9 protein-coding genes and 1 pseudogene are annotated in these 17,492 nt (G+C 67.4%); 6 read left to right on the top strand and 4 right to left on the bottom strand.

The features are described 5' to 3' along the window. The first annotated feature begins 4 nt into the window (after positions 1-4). The 3 genes from SKC41_RS19880 (at position 5) to SKC41_RS19870 (ending at position 10,663) form a co-directional block, all read left to right on the top strand. Positions 5-6,370: an SDR family NAD(P)-dependent oxidoreductase gene (locus SKC41_RS19880; RefSeq protein WP_330979380.1), complete on the top strand. Its 6,366-nt coding sequence runs from the start codon at positions 5-7 to the stop codon at positions 6,368-6,370. Next, positions 6,370-9,447 carry a type I polyketide synthase gene (locus tag SKC41_RS19875; protein WP_330979379.1) on the top strand — a complete coding sequence of 1,026 codons (3,078 nt, stop codon included), beginning with the start codon at positions 6,370-6,372 and terminating at the stop codon, positions 9,445-9,447. The genes SKC41_RS19880 and SKC41_RS19875 overlap by 1 nt, the downstream gene beginning before the upstream one ends. Before the next feature lie 145 nt (positions 9,448-9,592). After that, the gene (locus SKC41_RS19870) at positions 9,593-10,663 is read left to right on the top strand and encodes a type III polyketide synthase (protein WP_330979378.1); all 1,071 of its coding nucleotides are present in this window, start codon (positions 9,593-9,595) and stop codon (positions 10,661-10,663) included. Positions 10,664-10,686: 23 nt separating this feature from the next. On the opposite strand, the pseudogene SKC41_RS19865 reads toward SKC41_RS19870, so the two are convergent. From SKC41_RS19865 to SKC41_RS19855, 3 genes and pseudogenes are all read right to left on the bottom strand, one after another. Next, positions 10,687-10,799 (bottom strand): annotated as a pseudogene (locus tag SKC41_RS19865) (cytochrome P450); the annotation flags it as partial. An 18-nt stretch (positions 10,800-10,817) separates the two neighbouring features. Further along, positions 10,818-12,584, bottom strand: coding sequence for an ABC-F family ATP-binding cassette domain-containing protein (locus SKC41_RS19860; RefSeq protein ID WP_330979377.1), 1,767 nt, complete (start codon positions 12,582-12,584; stop codon positions 10,818-10,820). Between the two features lie 36 nt (positions 12,585-12,620). Continuing rightward, positions 12,621-12,980 (bottom strand): YbaB/EbfC family nucleoid-associated protein, encoded by a 360-nt coding sequence (locus SKC41_RS19855; RefSeq protein ID WP_330979376.1) that lies wholly within the window; start codon positions 12,978-12,980, stop codon positions 12,621-12,623. 238 nt (positions 12,981-13,218) lie between these two features. Between SKC41_RS19855 and SKC41_RS19850 the strand changes: the two genes are divergently transcribed. The 3 genes from SKC41_RS19850 to SKC41_RS19840 are packed head-to-tail and all read left to right on the top strand — an operon-like array spanning position 13,219 to position 15,451. After that, complete coding sequence (locus tag SKC41_RS19850; protein WP_330979375.1) at positions 13,219-14,469, top strand: EspA/EspE family type VII secretion system effector; 1,251 nt, start codon at positions 13,219-13,221, stop codon at positions 14,467-14,469. A gap of 59 nt (positions 14,470-14,528) precedes the next feature. Continuing rightward, positions 14,529-14,855 (top strand): type VII secretion target, encoded by a 327-nt coding sequence (locus SKC41_RS19845; protein WP_330979374.1) that lies wholly within the window; start codon positions 14,529-14,531, stop codon positions 14,853-14,855. Positions 14,856-14,902: 47 nt separating this feature from the next. Continuing rightward, on the top strand, positions 14,903-15,451 hold the full coding sequence (locus SKC41_RS19840) for a YbaB/EbfC family DNA-binding protein (RefSeq protein WP_330979373.1): 549 nt from the start codon (positions 14,903-14,905) through the stop codon (positions 15,449-15,451). A gap of 4 nt (positions 15,452-15,455) precedes the next feature. Here the strand turns inward: SKC41_RS19840 and SKC41_RS19835 are convergent, their stop codons facing one another. Further along, entirely contained in the window at positions 15,456-17,333 is a 1,878-nt protein-coding gene (locus SKC41_RS19835; RefSeq protein WP_330979372.1) for a PPE domain-containing protein, read from the bottom strand. Positions 17,334-17,492: the final 159 nt, after the last annotated feature.

Below are 17,492 nucleotides of genomic sequence, written 5' to 3'. Positions count from 1 at the left end.
GCCCGTGTCGGACACCGACAAACATCTTGATTACCTGAAGCGGCTGACCGCAGATCTGCGGCGCACGCGACGCCGGGTGGCCGAACTCGAGGGCAAACTGTCCGAGCCGGTGGCGGTGGTCGGGATGGCGTGCCGGTATCCGGGTGGAGTGGATTCGCCGGAAGCATTGTGGGACATGGTGGTTGAGGGCCGTGACGCCGTGTCGGATTTTCCTCCGGACCGGGGTTGGGACGTGGCGGGGTTGTACGATCCCGACCCCGATGCCCCTGGCAAGATGTACGTGCGGCAGGGATCATTTCTCGGCGACGCCGGCGATTTCGATGCCGGGTTCTTCGGGGTGGGCCCGAGCGAGGCGCTGGCGATGGATCCGCAGCAGCGCTTGATGCTGGAGCTTTCGTGGGAAGCGTTGGAGCGCGCGGGAGTTGACCCGTTGGGGTTGCGGGGGTCGGCGACGGGCGTGTTTGCCGGTGTGATCCATGCCGGCTACGGCGGGCAGGTGGAAGGCGAGCTGGAGGGCTACGGGCTCACCGGCTCGACGTTGAGTGTGACCTCGGGCCGGGTGTCGTATGTGCTGGGCCTGGAAGGCCCGGCCGTGTCGGTGGATACGGCGTGTTCGTCGTCGCTGGTGGCGCTGCACCTGGCCGCGCAGTCGTTGCGCTCGGGGGAATGCGATCTGGCCCTGGTCGGCGGCGTCACGGTCATGGCCACACCCGCCGCCTTCGTCGAATTCAGCCGCCAGCGAGCGCTGGCCCCCGATGGCCGCTGCAAGGTGTACGCCGGGGCCGCCGACGGCACCGCCTGGTCGGAAGGCGCCGGTGTCCTGGTGGTGGAGCGGTTGGCCGACGCGCGCCGAGCGGGACACCCGGTGTTGGCGATCGTGCGCGGGACCGCCGTCAACCAGGATGGCGCGTCCAACGGGCTGACCGCCCCGAACGGGCCCTCCCAACAACGCGTCATCCGCACCGCGCTGGCCGGCGCCGGCCTGACCGCCGCCGACGTCGATGTCGTCGAGGGTCACGGCACCGGAACCGTGCTGGGCGATCCGATTGAGGCGCAAGCGTTGTTGGCGACCTATGGCCAGGATCGGCCGGCGGACCGTCCGCTGTGGCTGGGGTCGATCAAATCGAACATCGGTCACACCTCGGCCGCCGCGGGCGTCGCCGGAGTCATCAAGATGATCGAGGCGATCCAGCACGGCGTGCTGCCGAAAAGCCTGCACGTGGATGTGCCTTCGCCGCATGTGGATTGGTCGTCGGGCGCGGTATCGTTGTTGACCGAGTCGCGAGCCTGGCCGAGCGGCAATGGGCCACGCCGGGCCGGCGTCTCGTCGTTCGGGATCAGTGGTACGAACGCGCACGTGATCATCGAGCAGCCACCGGCTGCCGAAGCCGAAGATGTTGTCGCCGAACCGGATCCGCGCGAGACGGCGTGGGTGCTGTCGGCTCGCTCCGAGCAGGCCTTGGCCAATCAGGCCAAGCGGTTGCTCGCCCACGTGTCCGGGGACGCGAAGCTGAGCCCGGTGGACGTGGCGTGGTCCCTGGTGACGACACGCGCGGTGTTCGACCATCGAGCCGTCGTGGTCGGCGCGGACCGGGACCATCTGATCGCCGGCTTGAGCGAATTAGCCGCCGGTGAGCCGAGTGCCGGCGTCACGGCTGGGCGGGTCCGCTCGGCGGGCAAGACCGTGTTCGTGTTTCCCGGCCAGGGGTCGCAGTGGCTGGGGATGGGCCAGCAGCTCTACGACCGCTTTCCGGAGTTCGCCCGCGCATTCGACGAGGCGGTCGCCGCACTGGATCCGCTTCTGCGTTTACCACTGCGGCACGTGATCTGGGGCGAGGACGCCGAGCTGCTGCAGAGTACCGAGTTCGCGCAATCGGCGCTGTTCGCCGTCGAGGTGGCGGTCGCGGCGTTGCTTCAGCACTGGGGCGTGCTGCCCGACGTGGTGACCGGCCATTCCGTCGGCGAGATCACCGCGGCCTACGTGGCGGGCGTGCTGTCGCTCGCGGATGCGGCGAAAGTCGTTGCGGGGCGCGGCCGGTTGATGGCGGCATTGCCGCCCGGGGGCGCGATGGTCGCGGTTGCCGCCAGCGAAGCCGAAGTGTTGCCGTTGCTGGGCGCGGAGGTGAATCTCGCGGCGGTCAACGGCCCTGACGCCGTGGTGATCTCCGGTGCCGAGGCCGCGGTCACCGCGGTGTCCGACGAACTCGCGGCCCACGGCCGGCGGGTACATCGACTCGCGGTCTCGCATGCCTTCCACTCCGCGCTGATGGAGCCGATGCTCGGGGAGTTTGCGCAACTGGTCGCCGGCGTCTCACCCGCACCGCCGCGAATAGGTTTGGTGTCCAACCTCACTGGCGAACTGGCCGGGCCCGGCTACGGATCGCCGGAGTACTGGGTCGAGCATGTGCGCCGACCGGTCCGTTTCGCCGACGGGGTGCGCGCTGCCGAGTCGTTGGGCGCCCGGGCTTTCGTGGAGGTCGGTCCGGGTCGCGGTCTCACCGCTGCCGTCGAGCAGTCGTTGACCACCGAGCAGGCGACATCGGTGATTACAGTGGCCAAGGACCGCCCCGAAGCGGAGTCGGCACTCAAGGCACTCGGGCAGTTGTTCACCATCGGCGTCCCCGTGGACTGGGCCGCGGCGGTAGGAAACGGGCACCGCGTCGACCTACCCACGTACGGCTTTGTCCGGCAACGATTCTGGCTGCCCCTTGGAGCGGTGGGATCGGGCAACGTGAGCAGTGTCGGGTTGGCCCGAGCCGCGCATCCGTTGCTGGGTGCGGTGGTGGAGCGGCCCGACTCCGGCGGCGTGGTGCTGACAGGTTCGTTGTCGGTAAGCGGATCGCCCTGGCTGGCCGACCACGTCGTCGACGGCGTGGTGTTGTTCCCCGGCGCCGGGTTTGTCGAGCTGGCATTGCGGGCCGGCGATGAGGTCGGCTGCTCGGTGGTCGACGAGCTGACCTTGTTGGCGCCGTTGGTGTTGCCGCCGGGCGGCGCGGCGCGCGTGCAGGTCGTCGTCGACGCGGCGGGGGAGTCGGGCTCCCGCGCCGTGTGGGTGTATTCGCGTGGTGCGGCCACGGATTCGGTCTGGGTGCTACACGCCCAGGGCTCGTTGAGTGCCGCGGCGCCCGAACCCGCGGCGGATTTGTCGGTGTGGCCGCCGGTCGGGGCTTCGGTGGTCGAGGCCGGCGACGTGTACGAGGTACTGGCGGCGCGCGGCTACGACTACGGCCCGGCGTTCCGCGGTCTGCGAACGCTGTGGCGGCGCGGGCAAGAGGTCTTTGCCGAAGTGAGTGCCGGCGACGGCGTGACCATGGGCGGCTTCGGGATTCATCCCGTCGTGCTGGATGCCGCGTTGCACGCCTGGGGGATTGCCGAGGGTGGCGATTCGACGATGCTGCCGTTCTCCTGGCAGGGAGTCTGCCTGCATGCCGCCGGCGCCTCCCGGGTCCGGGTACGCATTGCGCCGGCCGGTAGCGGCGCGGTGTCCGTGGACTTGGCCGACGGAACGGGTCTGCCGGTTTTGTCGGTGCGGGAGTTGGTGGTTCGGCCGATTTCGATCGGTGCGCTATCGGCCGCCCTGGCCGCTGCAGCCGGCGGCGGCGGCCTGTACGAACTCGCATGGACCCCGGTGTCGTTGGAGCCCGGTGCGGTTGCCACCGAGAACCTGACGGTGTGGGAGCCGGGCTCGGGCGCGACGGTGGAGTCGGTGTATGCGGCCACGCACGAGGCGTTGGGGGTGTTGCAGTCGTGGTTGGCCGGCGGCGACGCGGGGCCGTTCGTCGTGCTGACTCGCGGCGCGGTCAGTGTGGCCGGCGAGGATGTGACGGATTTGGCGGGCGCGGCGGTCTGGGGGTTGGTGCGTTCGGCGCAGGCCGAGCAGCCGGGCCGGGTGGTGCTGGTCGATACCGACGGTTCGCTGGATATCGCCGAGGTGATCGCTTGCGGGGAACCGCAATTGGTGGTGCGTTCCGGCGTCGCGCACGCGGCGCGGCTGGGCGCCGTCGGGGCAGGAGCCGTGCTGGAGCTGCCGCCCGGCGGTTGGCGGCTGGCCGCCGGCGGTGGCGGCACCTTGGAAGACGTGGTGGTCGCTCCGGCCGCGCCGGCGGAGCTGGCTTCCGGGCAGGTGCGGGTGGCGGTGGCCGCGGTCGGGGTGAACTTCCGGGATGTGTTGGTGGCGTTGGGGATGTATCCCGGTGGCGGCGAACTCGGCGCCGAGGGAGCCGGGGTGGTGCTCGAGGTCGGCCCCGGGGTCCAGGGGCTGTCGGTCGGCGATGCGGTGCTGGGCTTGCTGGGAGTCGTTGGATCCGAAGCGATTGTGGATGCCCGGTTGGTGACGACGGTGCCGGACGACTGGTCGCTGCCGCAGGCCGCGAGCGTGCCGGTGGTGTTCTTGACCGCCCTGTACGGGTTGTCGGAGCTGGCGGGGCTCAAGGCCGGCGAGCGGGTGTTGGTGCACGCCGCCACGGGCGGGGTGGGGATGGCCGCGGTGCAGCTGGCCCGGCACTGGGGTGCGGAGGTATTCGCGACCGCCAGCCGTGGCAAGTGGGACACGTTGCGGGCGATGGGCTTTGACGACGATCACATCGGCGACACCCGGAGTCTGGATTTCGAGGACAAGTTCCTGGCCACCACCGGCGGGGCCGGGGTCGATGTGGTGCTCAACTCGCTGGCCGGCGAATTTCTCGATGCCTCGCTGCGACTGCTGGTCGGGGGCGGCCGGTTCATCGAGATGGGCAAGACCGATCTTCGCGACCCCGCATCGATGGCGCCGGGCGTGACGTACCGGGCCTTCGACCTGATGGAGGCCGGCCCGGACCACATCGCCTCGATGCTGTCCGACCTGATCGCACTGTTCGACGCGGGCGTGCTGAAGCCGTTGCCGGTCAAGGCATTCGACGTGCGCTGCGCCTCGTCGGCGTATCGGTTCGTCAGCCAGGCCCGCCAGATCGGCAAGGTGGTGCTGACCCTTCCGGACGGTCCGGACGATCCGGTGCTGGCGAGCTCGACCGGCGGGCTGGCCGGGGGCAGCGTGCTGATCACCGGGGGCACCGGCATGGCCGGCTCGGCGGTGGCCGCACACCTGGTAGCGCGTTACGGAGTGGCCCAGGTCGTATTGGCCAGCCGCAGCGGCGCGCAAGGCGAGGGCGTGGCGGAGCTGGTGGATCAGCTCGAAATGGCCGGGGCCGAGGTGTCGGTGGTGGCCTGCGATGTCGCCGATCGAGATGCGTTGGCGGGGCTGATCGCCGGGTTGCCCACGCAGTATCCACTCAAGGGCGTGTTCCACGCCGCCGGAGTGCTCGACGACGGGCTGATCGCGTCGCTGACGCCGCAACGCATGGACACGGTTTTGCGGAGCAAGGTCGACGGTGCCTGGAACCTGCACGAGCTCACCCGGGATATGGACTTGTCGGCGTTCGTGATGTTCTCGTCGATGGCCGGCATTGTGGGTTCCCCGGGGCAGGGCAACTATGCCGCGGCGAACAGCTTCCTCGACGGTCTTGCCGCCTACCGGCGAGCGCACGGTCTGGCGGGGTTGTCGATCGCCTGGGGACTCTGGGAACAGGCCAGCGGCATGACCCAACACCTCAGCGATCGCGACAAGGCCCGGATGAGCCGGGCCGGGTTGGCGCCGCTGTCCACTCCGCACGCACTCCAGGTATTCGACGAGGCCATGCTCGCCGACCGCCCGCTGCTGGTGGCCGCCCGCATCGACTCGGCGGGGCTGGGCGCGGGCGGTGCCGTTCCGCCGGTGCTGCGTGACCTGGTCAGGCGGCCGGGTCGACGACTGATCAGTGATGCCGACGCAGCGGTGTCGACGTCGGGGCTGGCCACCCGGCTGCAGGGACTCAGTCCCGAACAGCGTCACCACCAGTTGGTGGAACTGGTGTGCACCAACGCCGCTACCGTTCTGGGCAGGTCCAACGCCGACATCGAGGCCCAGCTGCCGTTCCAGGACCTCGGGTTCGACTCGCTGACCGCGGTGGAACTGCGCAACCGCATCAAAATGGCTACCGGGCTTACCCTTTCCCCGAGCCTGATCTTCGACTTCCCCACACCCGCGGCCCTCGCCGCACACATCGACGAACAGCTCGACTCGGTGACCACCGGTGCGCCGGCGGCCGCATCGGACCAGCTGGCGCGTTTCGCACGCTTCAATGACATCGCCCGCGAGTTGCAAACACTGGTCGACCAACCCAATTGGACGCCGGACGAAAAAACCCGCTTGGCCGCCCGCATCCAGGCCATCGTGAACGAGTTGGAATCCCCGTCGCCGCTGACGACCAGCGAATCGCACGTCGTCGACGAGGACATCACCACCGCCACCGAACGCGAACTCTTCGCGATCCTCGATGACGATATCGGCCCCTGATGTCATCCATTGACGTCGCAGTCATCGGCCTCGCCTGCAGGTTGCCCGGTGCCGCCAACCCGCGGGACTTTTGGCAGCTCGTTCGCGACGGATTGGAGGAGACCCGGCTACCCGGTGACATCGCCGAATTCGACGCCGACTTCTTCAATCTGTCGCCACGCGAGGCCAGCGCGATGGACCCACGTCAGCGGGTTGCACTCGAACTGGCCTGGGAGCTGTTCGAAGACGCTTTTCTGATACCGGAAACCCTTCGCGGCGAACAGGTTTCGATCTACCTCGGGGCGATGACCGACGACTACGCCGTGCTGACGCTTCGCGACGGCGCGGACAATCTCGACCACTACTCCTTCGGCGGCGTCACGCGCGCCATGATCGCCAACCGGATCTCCTATGCGCTCGGCTTGCAGGGGACCAGCATGACCGTCGATTCCGGTCAATCGTCCTCGCTGGTCGCGGTGCACCTGGCCTGCGAAAGCCTGCGTGCGGGCGAGTCACCGCTCGCGATAGCCGGCGGGATCCACCTCAACCTGGCCGACGAAACCGCGATGCTCGAAACGGAATTCGGCGCAATGTCGACTTCCGGCCACACCTACGCCTTCGACGGACGCGCGGATGGTTACGTGCGGTCCGAGGGTGCCGGCATGATCCTGTTGAAGCCGCTGACCGCCGCACTGAAAGACGGAAACCGCATCCGCGCCGTCATCCGTGCCAGTGCGGTCGGCAATGCCGGCCACAGCTCCGCCGGCCAGACCGTGCCGTCGGTCTCCGGGCAAGCCGACGTCATCCGCCGGGCGCTGGCCCGCGCCGGCCTGGGTGCCGACGACATCGACTATGTCGAGGCGCACGGCACCGGAACCGAAGTCGGCGACCCGGTCGAGGCGCGGGCACTGGGTGAGATCTTCGCCGAGCGCCAACAGAACCCGGTGCGGGTGGGCTCGGTGAAAACCAACATTGGCCACACCGGCAGTGCCGCCGGAATCGCGGGCTTGCTCAAAGCGGTACTGGCCGTCGAAAACGCGGTGATTCCGCCAAGCCTCAACTACGACCCAGACTCTGTCGGTAATGACCTGAAACGCCAAGGGCTGCAAGTCAATACCGCACTGGCAGCGTGGCCGGACCGGGACCGGCCGCGCCGGGCCGGCGTGTCGTCGTTCGGAATGGGCGGGACGAATGCGCATGTGATCGTCGAGCAAGCGCCCGCGCAGCCGGAAAGTGTTGTCGCCGAACCGCAACGAGTCACCACGCTGCCCTGGGTGCTGTCGGCGCGCTCGGAGCAAGCCTTGGTCAACCAGGCCGGGAGGTTGGCCGCCCACCTCGCGTCCGACGACGCTGCCACCGTGACGGATGTGGCGTGGTCGCTGGCCACCACGCGGTCGGCCTTCGAACACCGGGCGGTGCTGGTGGGCAGTGATCGTCTGGCCCTCACCGCGGGCTTGACGCGGTTGGCCACCGCAGACCCGGGCGCGGTAACCGGCCGCGCTCGAGCAGCCGGCAAGACCGTGTTCGTGTTTCCCGGCCAAGGTTCGCAATGGTTGGGGATGGGCCAACAGCTCTACGACCGCTTTCCGGTCTTCGCTCGGGCATTCGACGAGGCGGTGGACGCGTTGGATGTCGCGCTGCGTTCGGGATTGCGCAACGTGATCTGGGGCGTCGACCGAGAGTTGTTGGCGAATACCGAATATGCACAGCCGGCGCTGTTCGCCATCGAGGTGGCAGTGGCGGCATTGCTGCAAAGCTGGGGAGTCGAACCGGATCTGGTGATGGGCCATTCGGTGGGGGAGATCACCGCTGCGCACGTCGCGGGCGTGCTCACACTCGACGACGCCGCGCGGCTCGTCGCGGCCCGGGGCCGCTTGATGGCCGCGTTGCCGGCCGGTGGCGTGATGATCGCCGTCGCCGCCAGCGAGGACGTCGTAACCCCGTTGCTCACCGATGGCGTGGCCATCGCCGCGGTCAATGCCCAAAACTCCGTGGTGCTTTCGGGCGCCGAGGCCCCGGTGGCCGCCGTGGCCGACCGATTGGCGCAACAGGGGGCGCGGGTACACCGCCTCGCGGTGTCGCATGCGTTTCATTCGGCCCTGGTCGAGCCCATGATGGACGAATTTGCCCGCCTGATAGCTGATGTCAAAGCCGACGAACCGCGGATTGGCTTGGTGTCCAACGTGACTGGCGAGTTGGCTGGCGCCGACTATGCAACGGCAGAATACTGGGTTGAACATGTACGCCGGCCGGTGCGCTTCGTCGACGGCGTTCGGTTGGCGGAATCGTTGGGGGCCAACGTGTTTGTCGAGGTGGGTCCCGCCGCGGGCCTGAGCGCGGCGATGGAGCAGTCGCTGAATACCGAGCATGCCGCCGCGGTGGCCACGCTGATCAAGGAACAGCCGGAAATCGACGCGCTCCTGAGCGCGGCCGGGCAACTCTTCGTCCACGGCGCGGCGGTTGATTGGCCGTCGATCCTGAACGGCCTCGGTGGACGGCGCGTCGATTTGCCGACGTACGGCTTTGCCCGGCAACGGTTTTGGTTGGGGACCCGCGCGGACTCACCGGCGCCGTTGATGGACCGGGCGGCGGATCTGGCCGAGCAGTTGCGAGCACTGGCCCCCGAGGACCAGCACCGGCAGTTGGTGGAACTGGTGCGCGCTCACGCGGCAACGGTGCTGGGGCACTCGAGCGGTCGCGACATCGATATCGAGCGCGCCTTTTCCGACATCGGCTTTGAATCGCTGTCCGGCGTCGAATTGCGCAACCGGCTGAAAGCCGCTACCGGATTGGCCTTGTCGCGCACGCTGATATTCGATTTTCCCACTCCGTCGGCGTTGGCCGATCAGCTGCGTCGCCAACTGCTGCACGACGAACGCGACGCTTCCGACGACGAGAAGACGTGGGCGGCGCTGAGAAAAATTCCGCTGAGCGAACTTCGGCGAACGGGCTTGCTCGACAAACTCTTGCTGCTCGCGGGCGAATCGGAAACACTGCGCGCCGATCCCGCGGTCGACGATGAGCTCATCGACTCGTTGAGCACCGATGCGTTGATCGCTATGGCATTGGAGTCCAATAAAGCGCACGATGCCGAATGACGAAATCCCTGCTGGCGGGCCTGATTCCGCGCGGCCCGATCCGGTGATATCCGACACATGTTGAATAGCCGTATCTTTGCGGCCCTGAACCGGACCGCATAAGCTTTCGTGCAATGGGGGGAACCATTTTAGGCAGAGGTCAGGTATGAGCGTCATCGCAGGTGTGTTCGGTGCAGTGCCACCGCACAGTTACAGCCAGGGCGAGATTACCGACCAATTCGTCAAGTTCCCGGTCTTGCAGGAACACGAAGCGATCGTCCGGCGTCTGCATGCCGGGGCGAAGGTCAACAGCCGCCACCTCGTCCTGCCTCTCGAGCAATACCTGTCGCTGACCGATTTCACCCAAACGAACGAAATCTTCATCGAAAACGCCGTCAACCTCGGCTGCGAGGCGTTGCTGGGTGCTCTCGACGAGGCGGGACTGCAACCCCACGACGTCGACATGATCGTCACCACGACCGTCACCGGCGTTGCGGTGCCGTCGCTGGATGCCCGCATCGCCGGGCGGATCGGCCTGCGTCCGGATGTGCGCCGGGTTCCGCTGTTCGGCCTGGGCTGCGCCGGCGGCGCGGCAGGGGTGGCCGTCCTGCACAACTACCTGAAGGGTGCGCCGGACGGCGTCGCGGTCTTGGTGTCCGTCGAGCTGTGCTCGCTGACCTTCCCGACGGTCAAGCCGACCGTATCGGGGCTGGTCTCGACCGCAATGTTCGGTGATGGGGCGGCCGCCGTGGTGGCCGTCGGCGATCGTCGCGCCCAACAAGACCGGCAGCTACGTGCCAGCGGGCCCGACATCGTCGATTCCCGCAGCCGCCTCTACCCGGAATCACTGCACATCATGGCGTGGAACGTCGGCCCCGCCGGCCTGCAGCCCGTGTTCTCCCCGGAGCTCGCCACGATCATCGAGCGGCAGCTGGCCGGCGACGTCGACCGATTCCTCGGCGGACACAGCCTGACCAGGGGCGACATCGAGGCGTGGGTGGCCCATCCGGGTGGTCCCAAGGTGATCGACGCGATCGGGAAGAGCCTCGAGCTGCCCACCGAGGCGCTCGAGCTGACCTGGCGCTCACTGGGCGAGATCGCCAACCTCTCGTCGGCGTCGGTGTTGCACGTCCTGCGTGACACCATCGCCAAGCCACCGGCCAGCGGCAGCCCGGGCCTGGTCGTCGCGATGGGCCCCGGATTCTCCTCCGAGCTCGTGCTACTGCGCTGGCACTGAGTCGACGATTTCGACGACCAGCCCCGGGCCACCAGCCGGGCAAGCATGACCGTCATCTCGCTCGTCGCCATCACCGCCCCGATGCAGCGGTGCAGCCGCCGCTGAACGGAACGAACTCATGCGGTGCGGGCGTGCGGTTGCTTCCTCATCGTGACTACTCGACCACTTCGGAGAGCTCCAGCCAACGGCCCTCCAGCGTGGCGACCTCGTCCTCCAGGGCCCGCAGCTCGCCCGTGAGCCGGGTGATGCCGACGTGGTCGGACTGGTCGTGGTCAGCGAGTTCGGCATGTTTGGCCGCAATCCGGTCGGCCAGCCGGGCGAGCTGGCGGTCGACGGAGGCCAGCTCCTTCTCGGCGGCGCGTCGCTGCGCGCCGCTCATCGCCGCGGGTTCGGGGGTCGCCCGCGGCGGTTGCGCCCCGGGCGCGGAATCCGCGGTCAACCGCAGGTATTCGTCGACGCCGCCCGGTAGGTGGCGCAGCCGGCCGTCGAGAATCGCGTACTGCTGATCGGTGATGCGCTCCAGCAGATAGCGGTCGTGCGAGACGACGATCAGGGTGCCGGGCCAGGAGTCGAGCAAATCCTCGGTCGCCGTGAGCATGTCGGTGTCGACGTCGTTGGTGGGCTCGTCGAGGAGCAGGACGTTCGGCTCGGACAGCAAGGTCAGCATCAGCTGCAGGCGCCGACGCTGCCCGCCGGACAGCTCGCCGACTCGCGCGGAGAGCTCGGTGAAGCCGAGTCGCTCCAGCAGCTGGGCCGGGGTGACCTCGCGGCCCTCGACCTCATACCCTCCGCGAAGCCGGCCCAGCACGTCGGCGATCCGGTCGTCGGCAATGCCGGCCAGCCGATCGCCTTGTTGATCGAGCACCGACAGCGCAACGGTCTTGCCGCGCTTGACGCGCCCGGTGTCCGGCGCGATGGTGCCGGCGATCAATCCCAGCAGCGTGGACTTGCCCGCGCCGTTGGCTCCGACGATGCCGGTCCGTTCACCCGGCGCGATCCGCCATTCGACATCGCGCAGCACCGGGCGGCCGTCAAACGAGACCGAGACGTCCAGCAGGTCGATCACGTCCTTGCCGAGCCGGGCCGTCGCCAGCTTGGCCAGCTCGACGGCGTTGCGCAGCGGCGGCACGTCGGCGATCAGCTGGTTGGCGGCGTCGATCCGGAACTTCGGCTTGGAGGTGCGCGCCGGCGGGCCGCGGCGCAGCCAGGCCAGCTCCTTGCGCATCAGGTTCTGCCGCTTGGCCTCCACCGCAGCGGCCTGCCGGTCCCGTTCGACGCGCTGCAGTACGTACGCCGCGTAGCCGCCCTCGAAGGGTTCGACGATGCCGTCGTGCACCTCCCAGGTGGTGGTGGCGACCTCGTCGAGAAACCAGCGGTCGTGCGTCACCACCAGCAGCCCGCCGGTGTTGCGCGCCCAGCGCTGTTGGAGGTGGCCGGCCAGCCAGGTGATGCCCTCGATGTCGAGGTGGTTGGTGGGCTCGTCGAGGGCGATAACGTCCCACTCGCCGATCAGCAGCTTGGCCAGCTGCACCCGTCGCCGTTGTCCACCGCTGAGCGTGGAATTTGTTGCATCCCAATCGATATCGGCTACCAGACCGCCGACCACGTCGCGGATACGCGGGTCGCCGGCCCACTGATGCTCGGGCTGGTCGCCGACCAGGGTCGAGCCGACGGTGTGTGCCGGGTCCAGGGTGTCGGCCTGGCTCAGCGCGCCGACCCGCAATCCGCTGCGCTGGGTGACCCGCCCGGAGTTGGGTGACAGCTGACCGCTCAGCAGGCGCAGCAGGCTGGACTTACCGTCCCCGTTGCGCCCGACGATGCCGATGCGCGCGCCGTCGTTGACCCCAAGTGAGATCGATTCGAATACCACTTGAGTCGGGTATTCGAGGTGAACGGCCTCGGCCCCCAGTAGGTGCGCCACCGGCCGACGCTAGCAAGACGGGCCTGGACGCCGCCGCTAAGGCTGCTGCGGAAGATCCCCGAGCTGCCGCTGGAGCGCACCGACGACGGCCGCGACCGTGTCCTGGAGGTGCTGCTCTTCGTCGTCGGCGGCCGCGATCGTGGCCGCCTGCGCCTTATGCAGGGCCTCGTTGATGCGCTGCTGGACCGTTTCGGCGCCCAAGCGCAGCAGTCCGTGTTCGATTTGCAGGCCGGTGAGCCAGCGATCTCCGTTGACGGTCACCGCGACGGTCTCGGTTTCGTCTGTGGCAGTGGAGGTTTCGGTGCTCGTGCGAAACGCTTCGTCCTCGAAGGCCGAGATGAAGCGCTGCAAATGCTGCAGTGCCTCGGTCACCTGCGGGTCGGTCTGGCCGGTCATCCGAAGTCCTTACTCGCGGCACACTTTTGCCGGAGCATACCGATTGTGTTCTCGCCCGGGCCGATCGCCGGTGTACAACGCTTGAATGCTGGGTGACCGAAGAAAGCTTTGCGCCCGGGCCGGGCCGGCGGCGCTGTTAAGCTGACGTCCCACATGGCGTGACGCAATCAGCACCGAGCGTATGCCACCAGAACGTGCTCGTAGACAGATCCAGCTGGTGTAAAGGGGGCTGCGTCGAATGGTGAACTGGGCCAATTTAACCAGTCTGGTTTTGAAACTTACAGCGAACTCCGCAGGCGCCTGGAAGAGTTACGCTCTGGATGGCGATATCGCCGGTATGACCATCAGTGTTGGCACGACATTTCAACTGGTTCTTCAGGAAGGATTGAAGGCGCTCCCCGGTGACAGCATCAAAGATATGCTCGAACTGAAGCCGACAATCTACCTCGAGAACGCCGTGGCGCTGGTCAGCCTGTTGGAATGGTTCAACGGGTTCGGTAAACCCGACAAGGGCACCGTGCTGGCGGACGCGGCGAAACCGAATTTCGATGCGGCCCTGGCTAACTTGAAACTCGCGGCGCCCGATGACCTGCGCTGGTCCGGTAAGGCGTCGCTCGCCTACGGGCAGTTGATCCACGAGTTGCAAGAGTGCATAAAAGCGGTGCAATCGGTCGACAAAGACTTGCAAGGCTATGTGAAATCGGAAGCCGAGCTGGTTTTCAATGTGCGACAGCAATTCGCATATACGAAAGCTGCACTTGCGGCTTGTATTCCGGTGGCGTGGGCGATCTACTTTTATGCCTTGGCGGCAGCTTCCGCTGAAAACGTCCTGTGGATTCCCCCGCTTACTCCTCAGATAATTGCTCTGCAAACGACCAAGAGATGGCAGATTGCATTTATCGTGGCCGCCCTCGGAGCCCTCGGGGTCGAGACGGGAATTCACATTGACAACGTCGCGTCGAACGCGGCCGCCATGCAGGCCGCGGTGCCGGCCAAGTATGACGCCGCTCGCGCCAAATTGACTGTGCCGAATCTGTCGAATGCCGCCGGGGCCCGGCACGCGGTGTCGGCAGCAGGTGGCGGATCGACCGCTCCCGACTTCCGCACGCCGTCCGGCGCCGGCATCTCGGACACCGCGTCGGAACGGCACGCCGTGGCGACCGGCGCGAGGGACCGCGGAGATGTCCCGACGACCGAGCGCGCGCAACCCGAAGCGCCGGCCGCACTGTCGAGCCAGGATGCGTCAACCGCTACGTCCGCGCCGGCGGTCACCTCGCCCGCCATCTCGCGCCCGGCGCCAGTCGCGGCCTCGCAGCCCACGAGCCACCGCAAAGAGACTGCGGCCGGCGAGCAGGCCACCACCGACGAATACACGCCGGGGGTGATCGCTGCCGGAGCAGGCGCGGGCGCCGACGGGGCCGAGCGCGCACCCGTCGACGTCGCGGCGGGCACCGCCGAGCAGGCGCGGGATGCACGCGCGGCCACATGAGTCGGTAGCGAACCAAATCTATTGCAAGAGAAATGTTTTCGCCCAAGGAGGCCACCGCTGTGGAAAATGTCAGAGTTGACCCGACCTACATTGACAAGCTGTGCGACTCCCTTGCCACCGTCCGCACAAGCGTTGATGCGGCCTTCGGGGCACCACGATCTGTGACAGGCGGATATCCCGACAAACTCATCGACAGCCACGGTCTTACCGCCCGCGCGGGCGCCAATGCCATGATGGCGGCGCTGGATGGAAACCGCGCTGCCGTGCAAGCTCGTCTCGCCGAATGCCTGACAGCCTGCGACCAAGCGCTGCGGGCGGCCAAGGCGATGTACGCGGCGACCGATGGGGCGCAGCGTGATGTCCTCGACAATCAGCTCGGCAACTGACCGCGGTCCGATTAGTTCGATTGCACGGCTCGAAGAAAGAGAATGCGATGCCCCGAGACGACGACGGCGAAAGCGACGTTTCCGCCCTTGTTTTCTTCGATACCAACCAGTCCGGTTCTGACGACGACGGCACTGCGGACAGACAAGCCCTGATTTTCGCCGCTGAGGGCGACGGCGACGCGCCCTCGGGTGTCGATGCGCTGAGAGCGCAGGGGACGAGTCAACCCGTGGACGCGGAGCAAGAAGATCGTGAAGGGCCCGGCTTCCTGGCCAAGGTGACCAATCCTCCCGGAACCGTCTCGATCACCGCACTCCCGGACGGCAGCGTCGTGCAGATCGAACTTTCTCCGAAGGTGACGAGCATGACGGAAGCAGCGCTCGTCGACGAAATACTTGCCATAGCCGAGCTGGCCCGGCAAAAAGGACTAGCCAGCCAGCAGGCGTTTGTCGTCGACGCGGTGCGGGCTCTGGGGTTGGGCCCTGGCGACGGGGTAGACGACGAACTCATCGTGGGGGCCGCGGAATTGCCGACTCCGGAACAGGCCGAAGCGGCACAGGCGCAGGTGTTCGCCAGCCGCTACGTCAACTCCGACTGATCCTTCACTTGGCTCCGTCGGCGGCCGGCGGCACAGGCGGAGGTGCGACTGGCTCGGTCTTGCGCGGGCGACGACCGATGACACCTTCGGTCCACGGTCGTTCCTCGGTGTAGACGGCGGCGTCGTCGGGCTGCACGCGCTTCGCTTTGCCGCCGGCTTGCCCCTGACCGGCGCCGAGCCCGCCCATCGCCGCGCCGCCTCCCATTGCCCCACCGGCCGGCGCCGCGCCGCCCGGACCGTGCGGGCCGGGTCCGGGCGCCGGCCGCGCCACCGACTCGGGATCCATCGGCATCTGCCCCCTGGGTATCTGCAGCCCCGTGGGCGGCTGTGCCGCGCTTGGCGGTTGCAGCGGGGGCTGCAACCGTGGCGGCGTGCCGATTCCACTGCCGCCCAACGGTATTCCGGCACCGGCGCCGGCTGAAGCGGCCGGAGTCACATGCGGTGGGTGCCCACCGAGGGGCAGCGGTGGAATCAACGGCGCGCCCGGCTTGGGGCCCGACGAAGCAGGGTTGGGCCCCACGCCCTTTGCCATGTTCGCGAGCTGCCCCGCGGCGCCCATCAGCTTCGACGGCGACGGCAGCGGCAGCTTCGGCATGCCGCCGCCCACCGACTTGGCAAGGGCGGCCTGCTGGGCATTCATGGACTTGGCGAAGCTCGCGGTCATCGCCTTCTGCTGTTCCTGCGCCTTCTCTTGTGCCTGCTGCGCCATGTCCTGCGCCTGTTCGCGTGCTTTTCGCGCCTCTTCCTGCGCTTCTTGTCGTGCCTTGCGGGCTTCCTCTCGTCCCTTCTCCGCCTCCTCTTTCTGCGCTTTCAGCATCGCTTGCATGGGCTGCATAGCCCGTTGCTGTGACCTATCGGCCATCTCCTGTGCCTTCTCTTCGGGCGTCTTGAAGAGGTCCGCGTCTGCTCGGTCGGGCGGCATCGAAAGATTGATGACCGACCACGGCAAACCAGCTTGTTTGCGGTATTCGACCCGCACGTCTTCGGACATCTTCTGCAGCCGCTTATAGGCCTCGTAGTCGCGACTGGAGATTCTCTTTGAAGTCAACCTGGTGTGAAGGGGTTCTACTTGTTCCGGACGGGGGTGTTGAACGACCGCGACACAATGTGCTGAGGCGAGTGCCCGCGCCTGTTGGCTGAGCAGCGCGCAGTTGGCCGCCATCTGGCTCAGCCAAACTCGGTGCAGCTCGAACTGCTTCTCGACCTGGGTAACCGCCGCCCCGCGCCAGGACTCGAAGGGCCGAAACCGCAGCGCGGCGTCCCGCAGTTGCCCCTCATAGGCACCCCAGTTATCGGCAAATCGGAATAACGCTGTTGCGCGCGGATCGCCCGCATTGATTTGTTTCGCCGCGTCTCTGACGCGGAGAAACACGTTGTCCGCCTGTAACACCAACGCTCTGGTCCCGTCTCCCAACCACGACGGGCTGGTGGGCGGGGGGACAAATGAGCCGACAGCGTCGGGTTGGAGTTGATACGCGGACGGGCGTCGCAGCGTGGCCGAGAAAGCCGGCATGGCCGACGTCAGTTTGTTCGCGGCTTCCGAGTCGACGCCGTCGTATTTTCTGGCGGCATCGACCAGCAACTGGGCCAGACGCCGCCACCGCTCTTCGCCTGTCTTGAGGGCCATCGACACGTTGTCGGCGGATCGCTGCAGCACGGTGGCCGCGTTGCGGACCATCGCGAGCTCGCATGGAGCTTTGGGCGCGTCGTCGGGCCATTGCGGCATGGCCTCCGCCAGCTCTTTGGCCCTGTTGATCAGCTCCTGCGGCTCGACACTGAGCGTCGATGGCGGGCGTTCCGGGGGCTTGACGACACTCGGCACGCTCGGTTGCTGGACACTGATCGCCGGCAGTCCGCGTGACGACGGTGGTAGTTTCACCATCCCAATCCTGTTCTGCTGCTACCAATCGGCGCGCTGACACCGCTGCAAATTGACGCGGTGAGCACATGGGGGTGTTGCTACGAGCCGATCCGTATTGCGCCGGGCTGAATTGTCTGCCCAGACGAACCCGACGCCTGGGAGCCTAATCGACATTCGGCT

The organism is Mycobacterium sp. 050128, from assembly GCF_036409155.1.
Classification (GTDB): domain Bacteria; phylum Actinomycetota; class Actinomycetes; order Mycobacteriales; family Mycobacteriaceae; genus Mycobacterium.
Note: the sequence above shows the minus strand (reverse complement) of the source record. Positions and strands in the feature narration are given on the sequence as shown.